The 19954-nt window shown below is 65.4% G+C and carries 16 protein-coding genes; 7 read left to right on the forward strand and 9 right to left on the reverse strand.

What is annotated here, in order from left to right; genetic code table 11:
• Window positions 1–28 precede the first annotated feature (28 nt).
• From A5788_RS03810 to A5788_RS03825, 4 genes are all read right to left on the reverse strand, one after another.
• The gene (locus tag A5788_RS03810; RefSeq protein ID WP_049700527.1) at window positions 29–1255 is read right to left on the reverse strand and encodes a DUF2254 family protein; all 1227 of its coding nucleotides are present in this window, start codon (window positions 1253–1255) and stop codon (window positions 29–31) included.
• Between the two features lie 349 nt (window positions 1256–1604).
• Window positions 1605–3455: a 2-isopropylmalate synthase gene (gene leuA, locus A5788_RS03815; protein WP_049700528.1), complete on the reverse strand. Its 1851-nt coding sequence runs from the start codon at window positions 3453–3455 to the stop codon at window positions 1605–1607.
• A 208-nt stretch (window positions 3456–3663) separates the two neighbouring features.
• The gene (locus tag A5788_RS03820; protein WP_049700529.1) at window positions 3664–5307 is read right to left on the reverse strand and encodes an FUSC family protein; all 1644 of its coding nucleotides are present in this window, start codon (window positions 5305–5307) and stop codon (window positions 3664–3666) included.
• Between the two features lie 24 nt (window positions 5308–5331).
• Window positions 5332–6189, reverse strand: a complete 858-nt coding sequence (locus A5788_RS03825) for a glycoside hydrolase family 16 protein (protein ID WP_049700634.1) — start codon at window positions 6187–6189, stop codon at window positions 5332–5334.
• A gap of 238 nt (window positions 6190–6427) precedes the next feature.
• Here A5788_RS03825 and A5788_RS03830 point away from each other — a divergent pair, with 238 nt between their 5' ends.
• Window positions 6428–6862 carry a hypothetical protein gene (locus A5788_RS03830; protein ID WP_049700530.1) on the forward strand — a complete coding sequence of 145 codons (435 nt, stop codon included), beginning with the start codon at window positions 6428–6430 and terminating at the stop codon, window positions 6860–6862.
• A gap of 6 nt (window positions 6863–6868) precedes the next feature.
• On the opposite strand, the gene A5788_RS03835 is transcribed toward A5788_RS03830, so the two are convergent.
• Together A5788_RS03835 and A5788_RS03840 are read right to left on the reverse strand one after the other, a co-directional pair.
• Window positions 6869–7435 (reverse strand): nitroreductase family protein, encoded by a 567-nt coding sequence (locus A5788_RS03835; protein ID WP_049700531.1) that lies wholly within the window; start codon window positions 7433–7435, stop codon window positions 6869–6871.
• Window positions 7436–7504: 69 nt separating this feature from the next.
• Window positions 7505–9055: an MFS transporter gene (locus A5788_RS03840; RefSeq protein WP_049700532.1), complete on the reverse strand. Its 1551-nt coding sequence runs from the start codon at window positions 9053–9055 to the stop codon at window positions 7505–7507.
• 140 nt (window positions 9056–9195) lie between these two features.
• Between A5788_RS03840 and A5788_RS03845 the strand changes: the two genes are divergently transcribed.
• Entirely contained in the window at window positions 9196–9876 is a 681-nt protein-coding gene (locus A5788_RS03845; RefSeq protein ID WP_049700533.1) for a TetR/AcrR family transcriptional regulator, read from the forward strand.
• A 25-nt stretch (window positions 9877–9901) separates the two neighbouring features.
• Here the strand turns inward: A5788_RS03845 and A5788_RS03850 are convergent, their stop codons facing one another.
• Window positions 9902–11362 (reverse strand): MFS transporter, encoded by a 1461-nt coding sequence (locus A5788_RS03850; RefSeq protein ID WP_064867248.1) that lies wholly within the window; start codon window positions 11360–11362, stop codon window positions 9902–9904.
• A 235-nt stretch (window positions 11363–11597) separates the two neighbouring features.
• Between A5788_RS03850 and A5788_RS03855 the strand changes: the two genes are divergently transcribed.
• Window positions 11598–12215 (forward strand): TetR/AcrR family transcriptional regulator, encoded by a 618-nt coding sequence (locus A5788_RS03855; RefSeq protein ID WP_197494470.1) that lies wholly within the window; start codon window positions 11598–11600, stop codon window positions 12213–12215.
• A gap of 177 nt (window positions 12216–12392) precedes the next feature.
• On the opposite strand, the gene A5788_RS03860 is transcribed toward A5788_RS03855, so the two are convergent.
• The gene (locus tag A5788_RS03860) at window positions 12393–13799 is read right to left on the reverse strand and encodes a hypothetical protein (RefSeq protein ID WP_431816331.1); all 1407 of its coding nucleotides are present in this window, start codon (window positions 13797–13799) and stop codon (window positions 12393–12395) included.
• Window positions 13800–13949: 150 nt separating this feature from the next.
• On the opposite strand from A5788_RS03860, the gene A5788_RS03865 reads away from it, so the two are divergent.
• The 4 genes from A5788_RS03865 to A5788_RS03880 all read left to right on the forward strand — a co-directional run bounded on the left by A5788_RS03865 (window position 13950) and on the right by A5788_RS03880 (window position 18697).
• Window positions 13950–15215, forward strand: a complete 1266-nt coding sequence (locus A5788_RS03865; protein ID WP_005209522.1) for an aspartate kinase — start codon at window positions 13950–13952, stop codon at window positions 15213–15215.
• A gap of 3 nt (window positions 15216–15218) precedes the next feature.
• Window positions 15219–16247: an aspartate-semialdehyde dehydrogenase gene (locus A5788_RS03870; protein WP_049700535.1), complete on the forward strand. Its 1029-nt coding sequence runs from the start codon at window positions 15219–15221 to the stop codon at window positions 16245–16247.
• A 65-nt stretch (window positions 16248–16312) separates the two neighbouring features.
• The gene (locus A5788_RS03875) at window positions 16313–17344 is read left to right on the forward strand and encodes a fused (3R)-hydroxyacyl-ACP dehydratase subunits HadA/HadB (RefSeq protein WP_049700536.1); all 1032 of its coding nucleotides are present in this window, start codon (window positions 16313–16315) and stop codon (window positions 17342–17344) included.
• Window positions 17345–17407: 63 nt separating this feature from the next.
• Window positions 17408–18697 (forward strand): lipase family protein, encoded by a 1290-nt coding sequence (locus A5788_RS03880; protein WP_231894112.1) that lies wholly within the window; start codon window positions 17408–17410, stop codon window positions 18695–18697.
• 86 nt (window positions 18698–18783) lie between these two features.
• On the opposite strand, the gene A5788_RS03885 is transcribed toward A5788_RS03880, so the two are convergent.
• Window positions 18784–19950: a hypothetical protein gene (locus A5788_RS03885; protein WP_064867254.1), complete on the reverse strand. Its 1167-nt coding sequence runs from the start codon at window positions 19948–19950 to the stop codon at window positions 18784–18786.
• Between the last annotated feature and the right edge of the window lie 4 nt (window positions 19951–19954).

Genomic DNA, 19954 nt, shown 5'->3' on the forward strand with positions numbered 1-19954 from the left:
GTCGGTTCACACCACGAAACGCAGAGGTTCACTGATCGAGGGTGGGGAATCGGTCGGCCCGCGCCTGTGCGACCCACGTGCGTCGTCGCGCGAGTTGCGTACGTTGTTCGACGGTTGCCGCGACGGTCGATACGCGAGTGAGTGCCGCGTCGAGTCGGGCGAGCATCAATGGGGATTCGAGCGAGGCTGCGATGACATCGTCGAATCCGACGACGAGCATGTCCGTCCACGACGGTCGGGGGACCACGAGCCTGAGATGACCACCGGCATCGCGCCAGCGCCGCGCGCTCTCGTCGATAGACGTCGCGGATACCAACAGGAATTCGATCTGGTCGACCGCCTGCGCCGCGGTCGCGGGATCGTTGATCGCAGGCGACATGGCACGGAGTGCGATATCGGCGATGAGGCGGAATGCCAGGAGCGAATCGCCGTCGAATGTGCGTTCCGGCCCGGTGTCGAGCGCAGCGAAGAAGGCTCCGGTATCGATCTCTCCGGTGTCGCTGTCGCTGTCGCCGTTGCCGTTCCTTTGTGCGGCAGGACCGTACACGTGGGCGAGCGTAGCGCCTGCGCGCAGTGTTGACCCGACCGTCTGCTCCATGACGATCACGGCGTCAGCGGATTCGGCGAGGTGAACCAGCCTCTCGACGTGTAATCGCTGCAGTACCAACGGATTGCGAGACCACGGGATGCTGTGCGGTTCGGCAGTGGAGTCGACGGGTTGCTGCGGGTCGAGGTCGTCGCTCGTGGGGTACGTCGCGACAATCGATTGCTGACCGTGTTCGCAGATCGTCGTCAATACCGGCGAGATCTGGGTTGCGGCAAGGGCATTGGCCAGTACCACGCGCAACAGCACAAGCACGGCCAAGGTACCCACGACCGCCACGAGCGGAACACTCGCCGAGATCGTGTCCCGGCTGCCCGACGCGAGGATCGCGGTGATGCAGAAAACGATGACGCTCATTGCCACGGCGGCTGTACGCCAGACGATGGGAGCGTCCCGGAAGAGCGTCAGTCGGGGTGTGAAAGTGGTTGCCACCCATTGGACTACGAGGAACAGCAACGAAAAGATCACTGCAAGTGTGCCGAACACCGCGCCGCCGAGGCCGATGAGAACGGTCGCGACCGATGACGTTGAGATCTGTGGAGCGGCTCCGATGTGCGTCAGGCCGATTGCTGCCCCGGCACCGAACAGCACGCCGATGGTCTGTGTCAGGCCGGCGCGTGCACGCCTTCCGAGCGTGTCGAGGCCGGTCATGGGGCAGGGTTTTTGGTTCGGCGTCGAACTGTCATCACACCGACCACCTTCGCGACGCTCTCCACAGCTGCCGTCTCACAAACTACAGGGTGACACGGGTCTACAGGGTGGAACCGGACTACAGGGTGAAGCCGAACTACGGGGTGAAGCCGAACTACAGAGGGTGGAACCGAACCACAGGGTCGACTTCGGACACGGGCTCACGTCGGTTACGAGTGTCGCGCAGACGGAATGGGCCGAAACCTCGCGCGCGGGGATCGCCCGCTTGACGAGAGTTTCGGCCCATTGCCTGACACAGCGACGGCGGGGGGTACCCGCGTCACCGTGAGTTCATCGGTGAGAGAAAGGTTTACGGCGCCCAGGTACGTGGGGCGGCATCGGTCTCCACTGGAGCCGAAGCGGTCACGCGGTAGGCGCGATTGACTGCGGACACCACGGCACGCAGGCTCGCCGTCGTGATCGACGACGCAACGCCGACGCCCCACACGGTTTCACCGTTGACCTCGGTCTCGACGTAGGCGGCCGCGCTGGCGTCGCCGCCCGCGGTGAGTGCGTGCTCGGCGTAATCCAGTACGCGGACGTCGAATCCGACGGTCGACAGCGCGTCGACGAATGCCGCGAGGGGTCCGTTGCCGCTGCCCGAGATCTCCTTCTCGGCGCCGTCGACCTTGACCACAGCGGTGATGTGGTCGTCGCCGCCGTCGATCTCGGAGGCGTCGACCTTCTGGCGCATCCGCTCGAGCGGGCGGATCGGATGCAGGTATTCGTCGGCGAAGACGTCCCACATCTCCTTGGGAGAGACCTCGCCGCCCTCGCCGTCGGTGATCTTCTGGATCTCGCGGCTGAACTCGATTTGCAGGCGTCGCGGCAGGTCCATGCCGTGGTCGGCCTTCATGATGTAGGCGACGCCGCCCTTGCCGGACTGGCTGTTGACGCGGATGACGGCTTCGTAATTGCGGCCGACATCCTTGGGGTCGATCGGCAGATAGGGCACCTGCCACAGGATGTCGTCGACGTCGGAATCGGCGGTGTCGGCGTCGACCTTCATCTGGTCGAGACCCTTGTTGATCGCGTCCTGGTGGCTGCCGGAGAATGCGGTGTAGACCAGGTCGCCGCCGTAGGGGTGGCGTTCGGGTACACCGAGCTGGTTGCAGTATTCGACGGTGCGTCGGATCTCGTCGATGTCGGAGAACGAGATCTGCGGGTCGACGCCGCGGCTGAACATGTTCATGCCCAGTGTCACCAGGCAGACATTGCCGGTGCGCTCACCGTTGCCGAACAGGCAGCCCTCGATGCGGTCGGCGCCCGCCTGATAGCCGAGTTCCGCTGCGGCGACAGCGGTTCCGCGATCGTTGTGCGGGTGCAGGCTCAGGATGATCGAGTCGCGGCGGGCGAGATTACGGCTCATCCACTCGATGGAATCGGCGTAGACGTTCGGTGTTGCCATCTCGACGGTGGCAGGCAGGTTGATGATGAGCGGCTTATCGGATGTGGGAGCGATGATTTCGCTCACCGCGTCGCATACTTCCTTGGCGTAGCTCAGCTCCGTGCCGGTGTAGGACTCGGGCGAATACTCGTAGCGCCAGTTGGTGTCCGGGTACTTCTGCTGCTCCTCGAGAACCTTGTGCGCGGCGTGCGTCGCGATCTCGGTGATCTTCGACTTGTCGGCACGGAACACGACCCGACGCTGCAGCACCGACGTCGAATTGTAAAAGTGCACAATCACATTCGACGCTCCGCGGCACGCTTCGAAGGTGCGCTCGATCAGCTCGTCGCGGCACTGCGTCAGCACCTGGATGGTCACGTCGTCGGGGATGGCCCCGTCTTCGATGATTTCGCGAACGAAGTCGTAGTCGGTCTGGCTCGCCGACGGGAAACCGACCTCGATCTCCTTGTAGCCCATGCGCACCAGCAGCTCGAACATGCGGCGCTTGCGAGCGGGACTCATCGGGTCGATCAGGGCCTGGTTGCCGTCGCGCAGATCCACGGCGCACCACATCGGTGCCGCGGTGATCACCTTGTCTGGCCAGGTGCGATCGGGGATCGAGATCTGCTCGACCTCGTCGGCGAATTGCCGGTAGCGGTGAACGGGCATCGCGGAACTGCGTTGCGGGTTCCAGGAGGGCTGTCCTGCTGGGATGGGGCCGGACGGCTCGACGATGCGGCTCGGGCCCGAGGTGAAAGTGTCTGCTGGTGCCATGATGGTCAATCTCCGAAGTAGGTCTCAGATTGGGGAGTGACCGGCGCGTGATGAGGCCCCGCGACGGAGGGCCGGTCGTGTCAGACCCCGCCGCGGCAACCGAGAAGGAGTGCACGCTGCATGCGAGTAAATGTACTCCCCGGGCTGGTCGTCGATCAAATGAGGTCAGTCGTTCGGACTCTAGGTCCGCATTGTCCGAACTCGCATGTCAGGGGTCCTCGGGTGTGTGAACGAGGGTGCGATGCATGCGCAGGGTGCTCCGGATTCCGGGAGCGATCGGAGTCGACGGATCGGTGCGGTAGCACCAGTCGAGTGCTTCGTATCCCACCCGACACAGCGCGATGTGGCGCGGCCACCGCGGTGTTGCCCAGTCCGGTTCGTCGCTGGCGCTGTCGGTTGCACTCATCTCGGCCTCGAGCAGCGACCACTGCAGGTCACGCCGGGCCGCGAGCATGCGCGGTGAACCGATCGGTGAGAGCGCGGCGTCGTCGAGGAGATGGTCGACGTTGTCGAGGACGTCGGTGTCGGCGCGTGCCCACGTGCGTCGGTGCGCATGCGGAAGCAGCCACAACAGTGCTGCGACAGCCAACCCGACGCCGAGCAGCGTTTCGAGGAAGCGGTCTCGCACGGGGATGGTGATGTCGGATTCAGGGTTGCCCATGAGCATGGCGAGAGGAGTGATGAACGAGACCGCGACGCCGTAGTTGCCGACGATCGTCAGCTCGATCAGCACGTTGAGCACGGCGATCACCACGATGAGCCACAGTGTGGTGAGGCCGAGGTGGTGGAGTCCGACGAAGATCACCAGGCCGACGATGGTTCCCGCGAGTCGGTGTGTTGCGCGGATGACGCCCCGGATGCGGTCGGGCCCCAACTGCAGCACCAGGACGGTGCCGAGGATTGCCCAGTCCGGTCGCGAGAGACCGATCGCGAGCGACGCCACGCCCGCGACCAGCGCGGTGAGTGCGACTCGCGCAGTGGTGACGCGTGCATGGCTATAGCGGCGAAGTGCCGTGGACAGGCGGTGTCGCACCGATGGTCGACGCAGCGGCGGCGACAGCGGACCCGGCGGTGCCACGTGGAACTGATGCAACGACGTCCAGAGCCGTTGGGCGAGTGGAGTGTCGGTGGCAGCGGCGTCGTGCAGGACCGTCCACGCGTTGAGCGTCGACATCGCCACACCGTGCCGATGTGCGGGATCGGTGGACTGGTTGTCGGCGAGGTAGGCGTCGATCGTCTCGATCGCGGCGAGCGTCGCCGCAGTCTGTGGCCCTTCCGGACGCCACAGTGCCGGTGCCATTCCGACGATCAGTGAACTCAATCCGCCTGCGCACGTCGCGATGACCAGCGCGGAAACGTCGACGCCGTGTCCGGTCACCACGGACGAGATGCAGGCCGTGAGCACGAAGAAGAACGGACCGGGCGGACCGAGTCGCATGGCGTTGACGGTGAACACCGTCGCCGACGCCCACGCCACGAGAGCGACGACCACCGTCAGCGCGATCGCTGTGTTCGGGTGCGGACCGGCGAAGTGGCCGAGAAGCCCGAACAGTGTGGCCGCGGCGATCAGTACGGCGGCCGCGAGCACGATCGCCCGCCACCGCACTCGGTATGGGCGCTTCTCGCCGTAGAGCACGGCGAAGGCGCCGAGCGCCGCGAGTAGCGAGTCGCGCTCGAATCCGACGGCGAGCAGGACGCACGCGGGCACCGCAAACGCGAGACCCGCTCGGATGGCCGCGGGCCAGCGCCCGCGAACGTCGGGGATCGCGAACAGTGCGCGCCTGACGTGCAGGCGAGGGGGAGGCTGTGGTCTGAACGGTTCAGCTGGTGTTGGCGAGTCAGAGCCGGGCACCGGTCAACCCTACGGCCGGGTCGGTCAGGGGGTGTAGCGCAGCCAGTCGACCTTCATCGTCGCCGGGTTGGGCGTGGCAGAGTTCGTCGGACCAGGCCAGACACCACCGATGGCCAGGTTCAGGATCGGGTACATCGGCTTGTCGAAGACCCACCGCTGGCCGGCGGTGAGGTCGGCTCGATTGACGGTGTACACCGACTGCCCGTCGAAGAGGAACGTGATCGAGGTGGCCGTCTTGCGGACGCCGTAGGTGTGGAAGTCGGTGGGGTCGATGCCCGTGATGTCGGAGCCGCGCTGGTACTTGCCGTTGGCGCCGTCGGGAAGCGGGATGGCGTCGGGCAGGATGTCGCGCAACGACCCGGCGTCGGCCGAACCGAAGCCGTCGGAACCGGTCGGGCCGTGAACGCCGATGTGCACGAAGTTGTAGCTGTTGATGTGTTCGGCGATATCGATCTCGCCGGACTCCGGGAACCCGACTTCCCAGATGTCGGCTCCGAGTAGCCAGAACCCGCTGTGCAGGCCGGCGCCGGTGGGAAGTGAGAGCCGCGCGGAGATGGTGCCGTAGGTGAATTCGCGCTTGTCCTTGGTGTTCAGCCGGGCCGACGTCCACCCGCTACCGGAGTTCTTGGCCTCGATGAGAAGATTTCCGCTTCCGTCGAGGCGTGAGTTCTCTCGGCTCGAGGTGTAGGTCTGCTTTTCGTCGTTACCCCAGCCCCCGCCTCCGGTTTCGTAATTCCACAGGGCGCTGTTGGGAGCCGATCCGGCCGCACCGTTGAACTCGTCCGAGAATGCCGTGTCTGCCGCATGGGCGGCCGGAGCGGCCGTGGTCACGGCAGCACCGATGCTGCCGACGGTCAGGGCTGTCACGATCGCACGACGCATGAGTTTCACAGGCTAGGCTTACCATAGTTTGCGGCCCGCCACATTGGGGTGTTCTGTCGGATTAGTGGCGAAAAAGGATACTTTGGCGCCGACTGAAAGTCTCTTTGCCTGAGCATTACTGGGCGTTCGCACTGTGAATTCTCAGGCGGCACTTAGCTTTTGGGCGTTTGCTTCGAGGAGCCGCCGGAAGGTTGGCTGCGACACTCAACCGCGAGTGTGTGCCGAGAAAGGTAGAGACATGTCACGTTTGTTCACCGGAGCGACGGCACGTCGCATCACTGTCGCGTTGGCCGGTGTCGGCGTCGCGAGCGCGATCGCGACGGGCGGAGTGGCGAACGCCGCTCCGGCCCCGCATGAGGCAAAACCCGCACCCGCGCAGACAACCCCGGTGCCCGGCACCAAGTGCACGTTGGCCGGAGTCGAGAAGGCGTTGGCCAAGGAAGACCCCGCGCTGTGGAAAGAGATCCAGTCTCATCCGCGCGCCAAGGAGCATTTCGAGAACACGATCGTGCTGACCCCTGCTCAGCGCAAGCAGCAGCGTGAAGAGATGCGCAAGAAGCACCCGGAGCGCGCCGAGATCAAGAACTTCCTGCGCGACCATGGCATCGCCAAGAAGGATCGCAGCGCGCACCGGGCCGCGATCAAGAAGGCGCTCGAGACCTGCAGCGGGTAGAGGCGCTCAGCGAGCCGCGAACGGCTCGCCCCAGTGGCCGCTGAACGCGACCTCGTCGAGGGGTAGCCGTTCGCGCGGCTCGGCGTCGCGCTCGCGGATCTCGGCGGGCAGCGTCGAGGGGTCGGCGAGATGACCGACGGCCAGCATCGCAAGGGGCTTCTTGTCGGCGGGTATGCCGAAAGCCCTTCTGGCGGAGTCCTTGTCGAATCCGGCGAGTGGATGTCCGTTGAGGCCGAGTGCGCCACACTGCAGGATCATCTGTGCCAACGCGAGCCCGAGGTCGACGCCGCCGTAGAGGTCGGGCTTGGGGTCGGACGGATCGTCGGTGGTGCACAACAGGATCAGTGCACCTGCGGCGGGCGCCCACGTCGTGTTGCCCCGGTTGAGTGTGGCGGTCAGCGCGTCGAACGTCGTATCGCCGCGCAGACCGACCACAAACCTCACCGGCTGCATGCGTCCCCACGTGGGTGCCCACCGTCCGGCGTCGAGGATCTCGGTGACCTCGTCGACCGAGACGGTGGCCTCGGCGTCGTAGCCGCGAGCGCTCCAGCGCTGACTGATCAGTTCATGCACCGCGCCAACGGTACTGGAGCACAACGGCATGAGGAGCAGCGTGCGTGGGAGCGGACTCCCGCGACAGGGCTAACTGTCCTGCGCGGCAGGCAGTTCGGGATCCACCGACTGCTCGACGACGCGCGGTGTACGCATCACGACCGCGAGAATCACGCCGAGCACACCGAGCGCGATCACCGACGCGAGTGACGCCGCGTGGATGCCGTCGACGAATGCCTGCTTGGCCGCGGTGGCGAGTTCGGCGCCCGCGGGACCCATCTCGTTGGAGCGGTGCAGAGTCTCGCCGAGGGTGTCGCCGAACGCCCAGCCGTCGCCGTGTTCGCGGAACATCAGCGTTGCGAGCGAACCGAGCAGAGCGAGGCCGAGCGCGGTTCCCAGCTCAAAGCTGGTCTCCGAGATGCCCGACGCCGCACCGGATCTCTCCGCGGGCACCGAGCCGACGACGACGTCGGACACCAGCGAGAACTGGATGCCGTAGCCGATACCGGCGATCGAGGTGAACACGAGGTAGACCCACAGCGGGCTGGACGTCGTGAGCCACAGGAGTCCCAGGTTGCCCGCAGCGGCGAGTGCGACCGACCCGACGAACGCCGTCCGCATGCCGACACGCGCAGCGATGCGCGTCGCACCGATGGAGAACACCGCGACGGCGATCGCCATCGGCAGTCCGGCGAGTGCGGCGTTGAGGACGTCGAAGTCGCGCACCGACTGCAGGTAGACGCCCGTCAGATACGACATACCGCCGAGCGCCATCATGCCGAACAACGCGACCGTCACGGCGGCGCTGAACTGCACGTTGCGGAACAGTTTCAGGTCGAGCAGTGGCGCTGTGGTTCGACGCTGGTGCATGAGGAAGAACACGAACATCACGACACCGAGCACGCCGACTGCTGCGACCGGGAGGGTGGCACCTTCTGACGCCATCGTCTTGATCGAGTAGACGATCGGCAGGATCGCAAGCAGGGAGAGTCCGACGCCGATGAAGTCGAACGGTTCACCGGTGCCTGCGCGGTACTCGGGGATCAGCTTGGGTCCCAGGAGGAACAGCACGGCGAGTACCGGCACGTTGATCAGGAAGACGACGCCCCACCAATAGTGGTGCAGCAGAACGCCTCCGACGACGGGGCCGATGGCCGAACCGCCCGCGAAGGCGGCGGTCCACACACCGATGGCCCGGCCGCGCGACTTGGCGTCGGGAAACATGTTGGCGATCAGCGACAGGCTCGACGGCATCAGCGTCGCACCACCGATACCCATCAGCGCGCGAGCAGCGACCAGGACGCCCGCGGTGGGAGCGAACGCGGCGATGACCGAGGCGATGCCGAACATCGCGGCACCCAACAGCAGGATGCGTCGACGGCCGACGCGGTCGCCGACGTTGCCCATCGTGATGAGCAGTCCTGCGATGAGGAACCCGTAGATGTCGAGAATCCACAACTGCTGGGCGGCGCTGGGATCGAGGGCGTCGGTGATCGCCGGGATCGCGAGGTAGAGGACGGAGAAGTCCATCGAGACCAGGAGAACCGGAAGGGTCAGCACGGCCAGTCCCCACCACGCGCGTCGATCGGCGCCCGGATTTTCGCGGGTGCGCTTCTCGGACGGACGGATGCGGACGGACATGACTACTGCTCTCCTTCGATAAGTGTGAATGCGTCGACGGTGTTGTGCTCTCGGGCACCCGCGTACGCCGTACGCATCGACGGTACGGTGATGAGTACGCTGTACGCAAACAATTTATTCCCGACACGTGAGGAGAGTTGGTGGCCGACGAGCGTGCGCCCAAGCTCACCACCGAGCTGATCGTCGACACCGCCATCAACGTCGCCGACCGGGACGGGCTGCCCGCGCTGTCGATGCGACGCATCGCTGACGAACTGGGCGTCGGCGCGATGTCGCTCTACCGGCACATCTCCGACAAGGACGCGCTGCTCGAGGCGATGGCCGAGGAGATCGGTCGTCGATTTCCCTATCCCGTCGACGAGGCGGGGCCATGGTCGTGGCGCGAACGGGTCGCGATCGCCGTCGACATCGATTGGCAGCTCTATCGCCGCCATCCGTGGGTGGTGCTGGCGTACTCGGCGCCGCGCTACAGCTTTGGTGTCGACGCGCTCGAGGGCCTTGACTGGCTCGCGGCGGGCTTCACCGAACTCGGCATCGACATCACTACCGCCACCGAAATGGCACTCACGTTGTGGAGCTACGTCAATGGCGTCGCGCTCGCGCAGGTCAGTGAAGAGTTGCTCGACGCATCGCCCGGTGAACATCCGAGTGGACTCGCTGATCTCATCGCCGGTCGGGTCACCTCGCGGTTGCCGCACCTGTCCACGTTGTCCGACGCTGCCGACGCCACACGGTTGAACGATCCGCGCGCGCTGCTCGACGCCGGAGTCGACTATCTGTGCGCGGGGTTCGAGGCGAGAGCGGCGTCGTCGAAATCGTAGGTGAGGTCGACGACGCCGCGTCGGATCACGTGAGTGATGTCTCGACCGGTCGCGGGCGCGCCTCACCCTGGGTGAGTGCCATCAGCACGCCGCCAGCCGTCAGCAGGATGGCAGCGACCAGTACGGTGACTGTCATGCCGTGGGCGAATGTGATTGTCGACGTGGGCATTCCGCGTGTTGGGGCCCCGAAGACGGCAACCATGATCGCCAAACCGACTGTGCCGCCGAGCTGTTGCGCGGTGTTGACCAAGCCCGACGCCGCGCCGGCATCCTGAGGGTCGACGCCGCGTAACGACGCCGTGGTCAGCGACAGGAAGGCCATACCGCCGCCCGCACCGACGAGGATGAACGGCCCGAGCAGTGACAGATACGGAGTAGGAGCGTCGAGAGTGCTCAGCCAATACAGGCCGGCTGCCGCTGCACCGAAGGCTATGAGTAGCAGGGTGCGAGTACTCAAGCGTGGCACCAGAACTCGCGCACTCAACTGTGATGCGCCGAAAGTCGCCGCCGTCATCGGCAGGTATGCCAATCCGGTTTCGAGTGGGCCGTAGTGCAGCACCTCCTGCATGTATTGCGTGAGGAAGAACATCATGCCCATGAAGCCCGCGACCATCACCAATCGACCGGCGAATGCAGCGCTCCGCGGCGTCGAGGCGAAGAGGCGCAGCGGTGTGATCGGTTGGTGTGCGCGGTCTTCGGCGTAGACGAACGCGCCGAGAAGTGCTGCGCCTGCGACGAGGGCGATGATGGTGATCGTGCTGCTCCATCCGTGCTCGGCCGCGTTGACGAGGCCGTACACGATGAGACCTATTCCGGCAGTGGACAATACGGCGCCTGGTAGATCGAAGGAGCCGCGCTCGCGTGTGGTGCGCGGTAGTGACAGTGCACCCGCGACGATCACCACGAGTCCGATCGGCACGTTGACGAAGAAGACCCAGCGCCAGTCGAGCCACTGCACGAGCGCTCCGCCTGAGACGAGGCCAAGCGAGAATCCACCGATCGAGACGGCGGTGAACAGCGCCAGTGCGCGCGTGCGCTGCGCGCCGTCGGAGAATCGGGTCATCAGTAGTGCCAGTGCAGCGGGTGCTGCGATCGCGGCGCCGACGCCCTGCAGGGCGCGGGCAACGAGGAGCATCGTCGAATCGGTTGCGAGACCACCGAATGCCGACGCCGCGACGAACAGTCCGAGACCGTCGAGGAAGGTGCGGCGTCGACCGAGAATGTCGCCCAGGCGGGCGCCGAGTAGTAGCAGCCCACCGAAGGTGAGCGTGTAGGCGTTGAGCACCCAGGAGAGATTTGACGTCGAAAAGCCAAGGGAGCGTTGAATATCGGGCAGTGCGACGTTGACGATCGTGGCGTCGACCACCACCATCAACTGGCATCCGAGCACGGCGACCAGCACCAGGGCATCGGTGTTGATGCGCGAGCGTAGGCCTGAGCCCGAAGGCGTCGAATCTGCCGTGCGATCAATGGAGGAAAGGGACATGTGGCCGCTCTTTTCGAATGAATGGATCGGCGGAGCAGTGCACTGAATTCGGCGTGAGTCTGATGGGGCTCACCCACGCCGGTGTGGAGTACACTCACTGGAGAAACGGAAGCTTCCTCCGATTAATATACGGAGGGTCCTCCGCTTTGCAACTGTTGTGTCTGCTGGCGCCGCTGTGCTCGATCTGTGCGCGCGGCGTCGTCGGTGCTATTCGTGTCGGAAGGTAGGAGTCGCCGTGGCTGGGGAGTCAGTGGTCGGGGCCGCGAGTGGGAACGATTCGCGGCGAACTCTGTCCCGACGGCCCGCCCGCGCCGATGCCGCACGCAACTACGACAAGCTGATCGCCGCGGCCGCGGACCTCTTCCACGCCGAGGGCGTCGACGTCGCGCTCGACAAGGTCGCCGCCGAGGCCGGCGTGGGCATAGGGACGCTGTACCGGCACTTTCCCAATCGCGCGGCGCTTATCGAAGCCACATTTCGGAGCTACTCGGACTCGATCATCGCCGACGGCTGGCGCCTGCTCGAGTCAGGGCCTGCCGACGTCGCATTGGCCGGCGTCTTCGAGGCGTACATGTCCACCGCGAGCACCAAGCGCGGCATGAAGGAGGCGATCCTCGCGGCCGTCGGCGACGAGGCTCCGGTCTTCAGCGAGGCCCGCGATCAGTCACGCGAACTGATGGCCGCGACGCTCGAGAAGGGCCAGCGCGAGGGCGTGTTCCGCGAAGACATCGAGCCGTCGGACATCTCACGCCTGGTGGGCGGACTGTCGATGACGTGCGTCGCCGAGGACACACCCGAGACGCGCCGACGCATGGTCGGCCTCGTGCTCGACGGCCTCCGCCCGCGCGGCTGAGCGTCGACCGGGTGCAGAAAGTAGGGGAAGGATTCTTTCCGTGGCTTCCTTCGCTTTCGGCGAGAAGTGTCGCGGGGAACGCGCAAAACCCGAGGAAGAGTCGAGCGGCCGGGCCGAAACCCGAGGAAGAGCCGCGCGGCCCGGCCGAAACCCGAGGAAGAACCCCGACCTCCGACCTCACATCGCGTGCGGGTAGACGGTCAGCATGTGCGCGCCGAACCAGGCGCTGCCGATGACCATCGGGACCACGACGGCCACGCCGACCGATGTCCGCTGCTTGGCCAACGCGATCGCGAGCGGAAGCAGCAGCACAAAGGCGGGCAGCAGCAGCCGGGGACGGCTGATCATCAGTCCGCTCGACAGCATGATCGACGCCACGACGAGCGTCCCGTAGACGACCACCGGCCACGGCAGGCGCGCCCAGAATGCGACGACGACCATGATCAACGTCGCGATGATGATCCACGCGGTGGCGACGGAGGCGACCTCGCCGGAGTTCACCAGCGCGTCGTTGACGAAGTTGAAGGTGACGACGCCGCCGTCGATCCGGGTGTCCCAGCCCTCGGTCTGGATGCGGAACCAGCCGGTTGGCGAGCCCGTGTGTGCCCAGACGACCGCGAGGTAGCCGAGATATCCGAGTGGACTCAGCACGATCGCCAGCCACAGGTAGGCGCCACTTCCGCGTCGTGATCGCCACGAGCGCGCATCCCGATCGCGCACCAATGTCAGCGCCGCGGCAACCATCACGACGCCGATGATGACGACGGCCGTCGGGCGCACGGTTCCCGCGAGGCAAGCTGCAACGCCTGCGAGCAGCCAGTTGCGTTCGATCACTCCGACGAGCGCCCACACCGTCAGCGCGCAGAACAACGCCTCGGTGTAAGCCATGTTGAGCACGATCGCCATCGGCGTCGCGGCCAGGATCGCGACAAGGTAGAGCCCGACACGTTCGGGATTGACCGACACCCCGCGCGTCAGTGGCGAGCGGTTACCCATCGCACGTACGCAGTCAGCGCCCAACCGAGCGGCTCCGACGGCCGTCAGGCAACCGAGAACGACGTTGAGCGAGATCGCCGCACCGAACGGCGTGATGAACGGAAGCTTGGCGATCCACCCGACCAGATACGGATACCCCGGAAAAAAGGCGTACGCGGTGTCGGCGGTATGCAGACCGCGGGCGTCGGTGAGGGAATACGGCACGTCGCCGTAACCGTGCTCGGCAATCGCGAGCATCCACTTGCCATCCCACGCCGACAATGCGTTTCCGACGCTGGTCTCGCGCAACTGCGCGAACCGACCGAGCACCAGCAACCCGACGATCCGGATCGCGATGAACACCCCGATCGCCGTCACCCAGTAGGGCAGCGAGTCGTCTTCGACGGCCGGACGTGAGGTGGCTTCGATCTCCTCCCGCCCGTCGCCGGCTGCGGGCCGCTCAACCCGGCGGACTCGACGCGGATTCGCCCCGGGCCGACCCGCGGCAGGCGCGTCGGCTCGATCAGCGGACGTCGCGCCGGGTGCGACGCTGGTCTTCCGGGAGCGGCGTTGTCGGCTCGCCTTCCCGACCTCGGTCTCGCTGGTCACCTCAGCGATGTTAGGGGACGCGTGTGGTCTGCAGCACGTGGAAGCCGTCCCGCCACCACCACGACGTGGAGCCCGCGGGCATCGTCGGTAAGGTTGTCTCGGCAGTCAAGCGGAAAACCCGACGTCGAGCCCTGCCGGGAGGTTATCTACGTGGCACTCGTGGTGCAGAAATACGGTGGATCATCGGTTGCGACAGCTGAGCGCATCCGTCGGGTCGCCGAGCGCATCGTGGAGACCAAGAAGCAGGGGAACGACGTCGTCGTGGTCGTGTCCGCGATGGGCGACACCACCGACGAACTCCTCGACCTCGCGCAACAGGTCAACCCGGCCCCACCGGCTCGCGAGATGGACATGCTGCTCACCTCGGGCGAGCGCATCTCCAATGCTCTCGTCGCGATGGCCATCAGCTCGCTCGGTGCGCAGGCGCAGTCGTTCACCGGCTCGCAGGCTGGTGTGATCACCACCAGCAGCCACGGCAAGGCCAAGATCATCGACGTCACGCCCGGTCGTGTGCGCAGTGCGCTCGACGAGGGCAAGATCGTGCTGGTCGCAGGTTTCCAGGGCGTCTCGCAGGACACCAAGGACATCACGACGCTCGGCCGCGGCGGATCGGATACGACGGCCGTCGCGTTGGCCGCGGCCCTCGAAGCCGACGTGTGCGAGATCTACACCGACGTCGACGGCGTCTACACCGCCGACCCGCGCATCGTCCCCGACGCCCGACGCCTCGAGACCGTCTCCTTCGAGGAGATGCTCGAGATGGCCGCGTGCGGCGCGAAGGTGCTGATGCTGCGGTGTGTGGAATACGCCCGCCGATACAACGTTCCCGTACACGTGCGCTCGTCGTACTCGACCAAACCCGGCACGCTGGTTGCCGGCTCGATGGAGGACATTCCCGTGGAAGAAGCGATTCTCACCGGTGTCGCACACGATCGCAGCGAGGCCAAGATCACCGTCGTAGGCCTCGACGATCAGCCCGGTTACGCCGCGAAGGTGTTCCGTGCCGTCGCCGACGCCGAGATCAACATCGACATGGTGCTGCAGAACATCTCGAAGGTCGAGACGGGCAAGACCGACATCACCTTCACTCTCCCGCGTGAACTCGGGCCGCTCGGCGTCGAGAAGCTCACCAAGCTGCAGGAGGAGATCGGCTTCACCGAGGTCCTCTACGACGACCACATCGGCAAGGTCTCGCTGGTGGGCGCAGGCATGAAGAGCCATCCCGGCGTCACGGCGACGTTCTGCGAGGCGCTGAGCAACGTCGGCATCAACATCGAGTTGATCTCGACGTCGGAGATCCGAATCTCGGTGCTGTGCCGCGACACCGAACTCGACGACGCCGTGCGCGCACTGCACGAGGCCTTCGACCTCGGCGGAGAAGAAGAAGCCGTTGTCTACGCAGGAACGGGGCGCTGAGCCATGGGCGTACGTATCGGAGTTGTCGGAGCCACCGGTCAGGTCGGCGGCGTCATGCGAACCCTGTTGGCGGAGCGCAACTTTCCCGCTGACGAGGTGCGATTCTTCGCCTCTCCTCGGTCGGCGGGTAAGAAGCTGCCGTGGGGTGACGGCGAGATCGTCGTCGAGGATGCTGCGACCGCAGACCCGACCGGCCTCGACATCGCGCTGTTCTCGGCAGGTGCCACCATGTCGCGCGAGCAGGCGCCACGGTTTGCCGCCGCGGGCGTGACCGTGATCGACAACTCGTCGGCGTGGCGCAAGGATCCCGATGTGCCGCTGGTGGTTTCGGAGGTCAACGGCGAGCTGGCGAAGAATCCACCCAAGGGGATCGTCGCCAATCCGAACTGCACCACGATGGCCGCGATGCCGGTTCTCAAGCCGCTGCACGATGCGGCAGGGCTGCAACGACTGATCGTGTCGTCGTATCAGGCGGTGTCGGGCAGTGGGCTCGCAGGCGTCGATGAGCTCGCCACCGAGTCGCGTGCGGCGATCGACGACCTCGAAAAGCTTGTCTACGACGGCTCGGCGATCGACTTCCCCGCGCCGGTCAAGTACGTCGCGCCCATCGCGTTCAATGTGTTGCCGCTTGCCGGAGCGCTGGTCGACGACGGTTCTGGTGAGACCGACGAAGATCAGAAGCTGCGCAACGAATCTCGCAAGATCCTCGGGCTTCCGGAGCTGCTCGTCAGCGGAACCTGTGTGCGGGTGCCGGTATTCACCGGGCACTCGTTGTCGATCAACGCCGAGTTCGCACAGCCGCTGTCTCCCGCCCAGGCCAACGAGATCCTCTCCGGTGCAGCGGGAGTGGAGTTGACCGACGTTCCGACCCCACTCGCTGCGGCGGGCAAGGACAACTCGCTCGTCGGTCGGATTCGACAGGATCCCGGCGTGCCGGACGGTCGAGGACTCGCGCTGTTCGTGTCGGGTGACAACCTGCGAAAGGGTGCGGCTCTCAACACGATTCAGATCGCGGAGCTGCTCGTCGGGTAACAGCCCGGCCAACTAGGTCCCGCACCATCACACCTGATCCGACAACCGCCGATTGGTGAATCACGATGTCAACTCCCACAGACGCTCCGGCGGTTGCCGACAGACTCGGCCACTACTACAAGATCGACGAGCCCTATCTGGTCGGTCGTGAGAAGGTGCGCGAGTACGCGCGCGCGGTCCAAGACCACAACGCCGCACACCGCGATGAAGAGGCTGCACACGCACTCGGCTACTCGGGACTTGTTGCGCCACTGACGTTCACGGCGATCCCGGCGATGGGCGCCAACCGAGCTCTGTTCGAGTCGGTCGTGGTCGGTTACGAGACCTACGTGCAGACCGAGCAGGTCTTCGAGCAACATCGACCGATCGTCGCGGGTGACGAACTGACGACCGACGTCGAGCTGTCGTCGATTCGACGCATCGCCGGTCGCGACCTGATCACCGTCACCAACACGTTCACCGACGCCGCGGGCGAGGTCGTGCACACCATGCACACCACGGTCGTCGGCGTGACGTCCGACGATGTCGACCCGGGCATCAACGACGCGGTCCGCAGCATCATGGTGCACGACGTGAACGTCCTGTCGTCCGACGATTCGGACGCCGCGTACGTGAAGACGGTGCGACCCGAAGGCGCACAGGTCATTTCGAGTGCGGGCGCCCAGCGAGCTCCGGGCAGCCTCGACTTCGACTCGCTGACGGTCGGCGACGCGCTGCCGGTGCGGCACGCCCGCCTCTCGCGCGGAGATCTGGTCAACTATGCGGGCGTCTCCGGAGACGGTAATCCGATCCATTGGGACGAGTCGATCGCCAAGCTGGCCGGCCTTCCCGACGTGATCGCTCACGGAATGCTGACGATGGGGCTCGGCGCGGGCTTCGTGTCGGCGTGGTCGGGCGATCCGGGCGCCGTGACGCGGTACGCGGTGCGTTTGTCGCAGGTCGCGGTCGTGTCTGCTGCAGAGGGCGGCGACATCGAGTTCAGCGGCAAGATCAAGTCGCTCGATCCCGAGACCCGCAGCGGCGTCGTCATCATCGTGGCGAAGTCGGCTGGTCGCAAGATTTTTGGCCTAGCAACAATGAATGTGCGCTTTGCGTAGTTTCCCGTAACACGCCTGCGCCCTGGATCACACCCGTGACTTACTGTGCGGTAGGTTACGTCCATGACACGAATTCGGGGATTCATCTCAGGTAGGCGGATCGGTCGTGTGACACGACGGTCCACGGTTGCGCTCACGACGGGTGCGTTGGCTCTTGGTGCTGCGACGGCGGCAGTCGGACCGGCTCACGCGGCGGATTTCTACACCCCGCCGTCGCAGTTCTCGGCGACTCCGGGGTCGATCATCCGCAGCGAGCCCAGCCCGCTGCTGCTGCAGATTCCCGGCATCAAGAACCAGTGGCCGGGCACGGCGACGCGGATCATGTACACCTCTCGCTACCAGGATGGAACGCCCGCGGCGGTCACCGGGACCGTCGTCGAACCCACTGCGCCGTGGCGAGGCAAGGGTCCGCGACCAACCGTCGTGCTCGGCCCGGGAACCATCGGTCAGGGTGATCAGTGCGCTGGCTCGAAACTGATGAGCCTGCCCGTCGCGATCGACCCGAGCAAGCCGAGCCTCGCGCTGAACTACACGGCTCTCGAACTGAATCTCTTGCTGATCAACGGCGTGCGCGTGGCCATCACCGACTACATCGGCATGGGCACCCCGGGAATTCACACCTACGTGAACAGGGTCGAGTCCGGCCAGGCGATGCTCGACGCGGCGCGTGCGGCGCTGAAGGTCGAGAAGGCGCCCGCCAACGCGCCGGTCGGCTTCTCCGGTTACTCGCAGGGCGGCGGTGCGTCGGCATCGGCGGCCGAACTGGCGTCGAGCTACGCTCCCGAACTGAACGTCAAGGCATCGTATGCGGGTGCACCGCCCGCGGACCTGTCGAAGGTGATCGACCAGATCGACGGCACGTTCATCGTCGGCGGAATCGGTTATGCCATCAATGGTCTCGAGGCCCGCTATCCCGAACTGAAGACCGTCGTCGACAAGGAGACGACACCCCGCGGACGTCAGGTGCTCAAGCAACTGTCGACGCAGTGCATCGCCGATACCGGGCTGAGTTTCGGATTCCAGCGCACGAGTTCGTGGACACGCGACGGAAAGTCGTTGTCTGCGGTCATCAATCGCTACCCGAACGTCAAGAAGATCGTCGACGAGCAGCGGATCGGCAGGCTCAAGCCGAACGCGCCGGTCCTGCTCGAAGGTGGCCTCAGCGACGACGTCATTCCGTACGGCCAGGTGGCCACGCTCGACCGTGACTGGCGTGCTCAGGGAGCTGACGTTCGCATGATCACCAACACGATCCCGCCGATCTTCCCCGGCCTCGTGGTCAACCACGCGCTGCCGATGGTGTTCACGCTGCTGCCCGCCACCAACTTCTTGCTGTCGCACTTCGACGGCTGAGTTATCGAACGGAATCACCCCCACAGGAATGAACTACGGCCCCCGCAGTGACGCGGGGGCCGTAGTTGTCTGTGCGGCAGGTCGATTCACGAGGCAGACGGTGCAGGCAGCTCCGAGCCGCTTCGGACGCGTTCCGTGGGGGCGGAGGCCCGAGGGCGTCGGACGCCGACGAACGAACCGATCGTGAGCAACGCCGAGGCCACGTAGGCGGCGGTCGCATACGGAAGCGGCCCGATGCGTCCGCCGTTGGGTGCCACCCCGTCGACAGCTGCGAAGTAGTCGGGCAGTGCACTGATCCACAGCACTGCCGCGACGACCAGGTATACCGCGGAGCAGATCACCGGAAACCATTCCCGCGCAAGCGGTTCGGGGAGGAACGACGGATCACTGCGGCGTGCTCGGTAGGCGCCCCGGAATGCCGCGACGGTGACGACCGCCAGGATCGCCACGTAGGTCCACGCCGAGACGGCTCGACCGACCAGTAGCGAACCGCCCAGCAGATCGAGGATGGTGGGGGGAATTGATCCGACGAAGAGGACGGGCCAGACGAGCACACTCGTCAGCGCGACGTCGCGGACGAGATACCAACCGCCGCGGTGCGGGACTGTGCACAACCAGCGCGTCACCAGGGCGATGCCGAACGGCAGCATGACGCTGAAGGCGCTCATGTTCAGCAGGGGGATACCGCTGAATGACGGGTGTGCCGTGGAGACTTCTGGGTTCCACACCCACCACTTCATCTGTGGCCCAAGGCCGTCGACAACCTGGTACAGGCAGTGGAATACGAAAGCCACGCAGGCTGCGGATACGAAGATGTTGTAGCGCTTGAAGATTCCCGTCCGCTGGACGAGCGTGTACGCCACGTACAGGTAGACCGGGTACATCGCGATGATGTAGAGCGGTAACCGGTCGTAGAGGAACTGCACCGTAAACATGTTGTGCGCGAAGGTCAGTCCGAGTTCTTCCTCGATACCGAACCACTGCGGAAAGTAGGCGATCGGTTCGACGAGGAGCAATGCGAGTATCCCGCTGCACCACACCACCAGATTCGACGCGTCGCGCGTGGCGCGATACCACCGGATGGCGTGGATCAGACACGCGACGAGTCCGATGACGAGCGTCGCCTCGATGACGGGCAGGGTCCAGTTCGCGAGGTTCGCCGGATTGGTGAACGTGACGAACGCATTGCCGTCGCATCGAACACCGGTCAGCGTCTCCGACAGGCGGAGGTACTCGGCTGTACAGGTCTGCATTGGT

The sequence above is a fragment of the Gordonia sp. 852002-50816_SCH5313054-c genome (assembly GCF_001665925.1).
Lineage (GTDB): Bacteria > Actinomycetota > Actinomycetes > Mycobacteriales > Mycobacteriaceae > Gordonia > Gordonia jacobaea.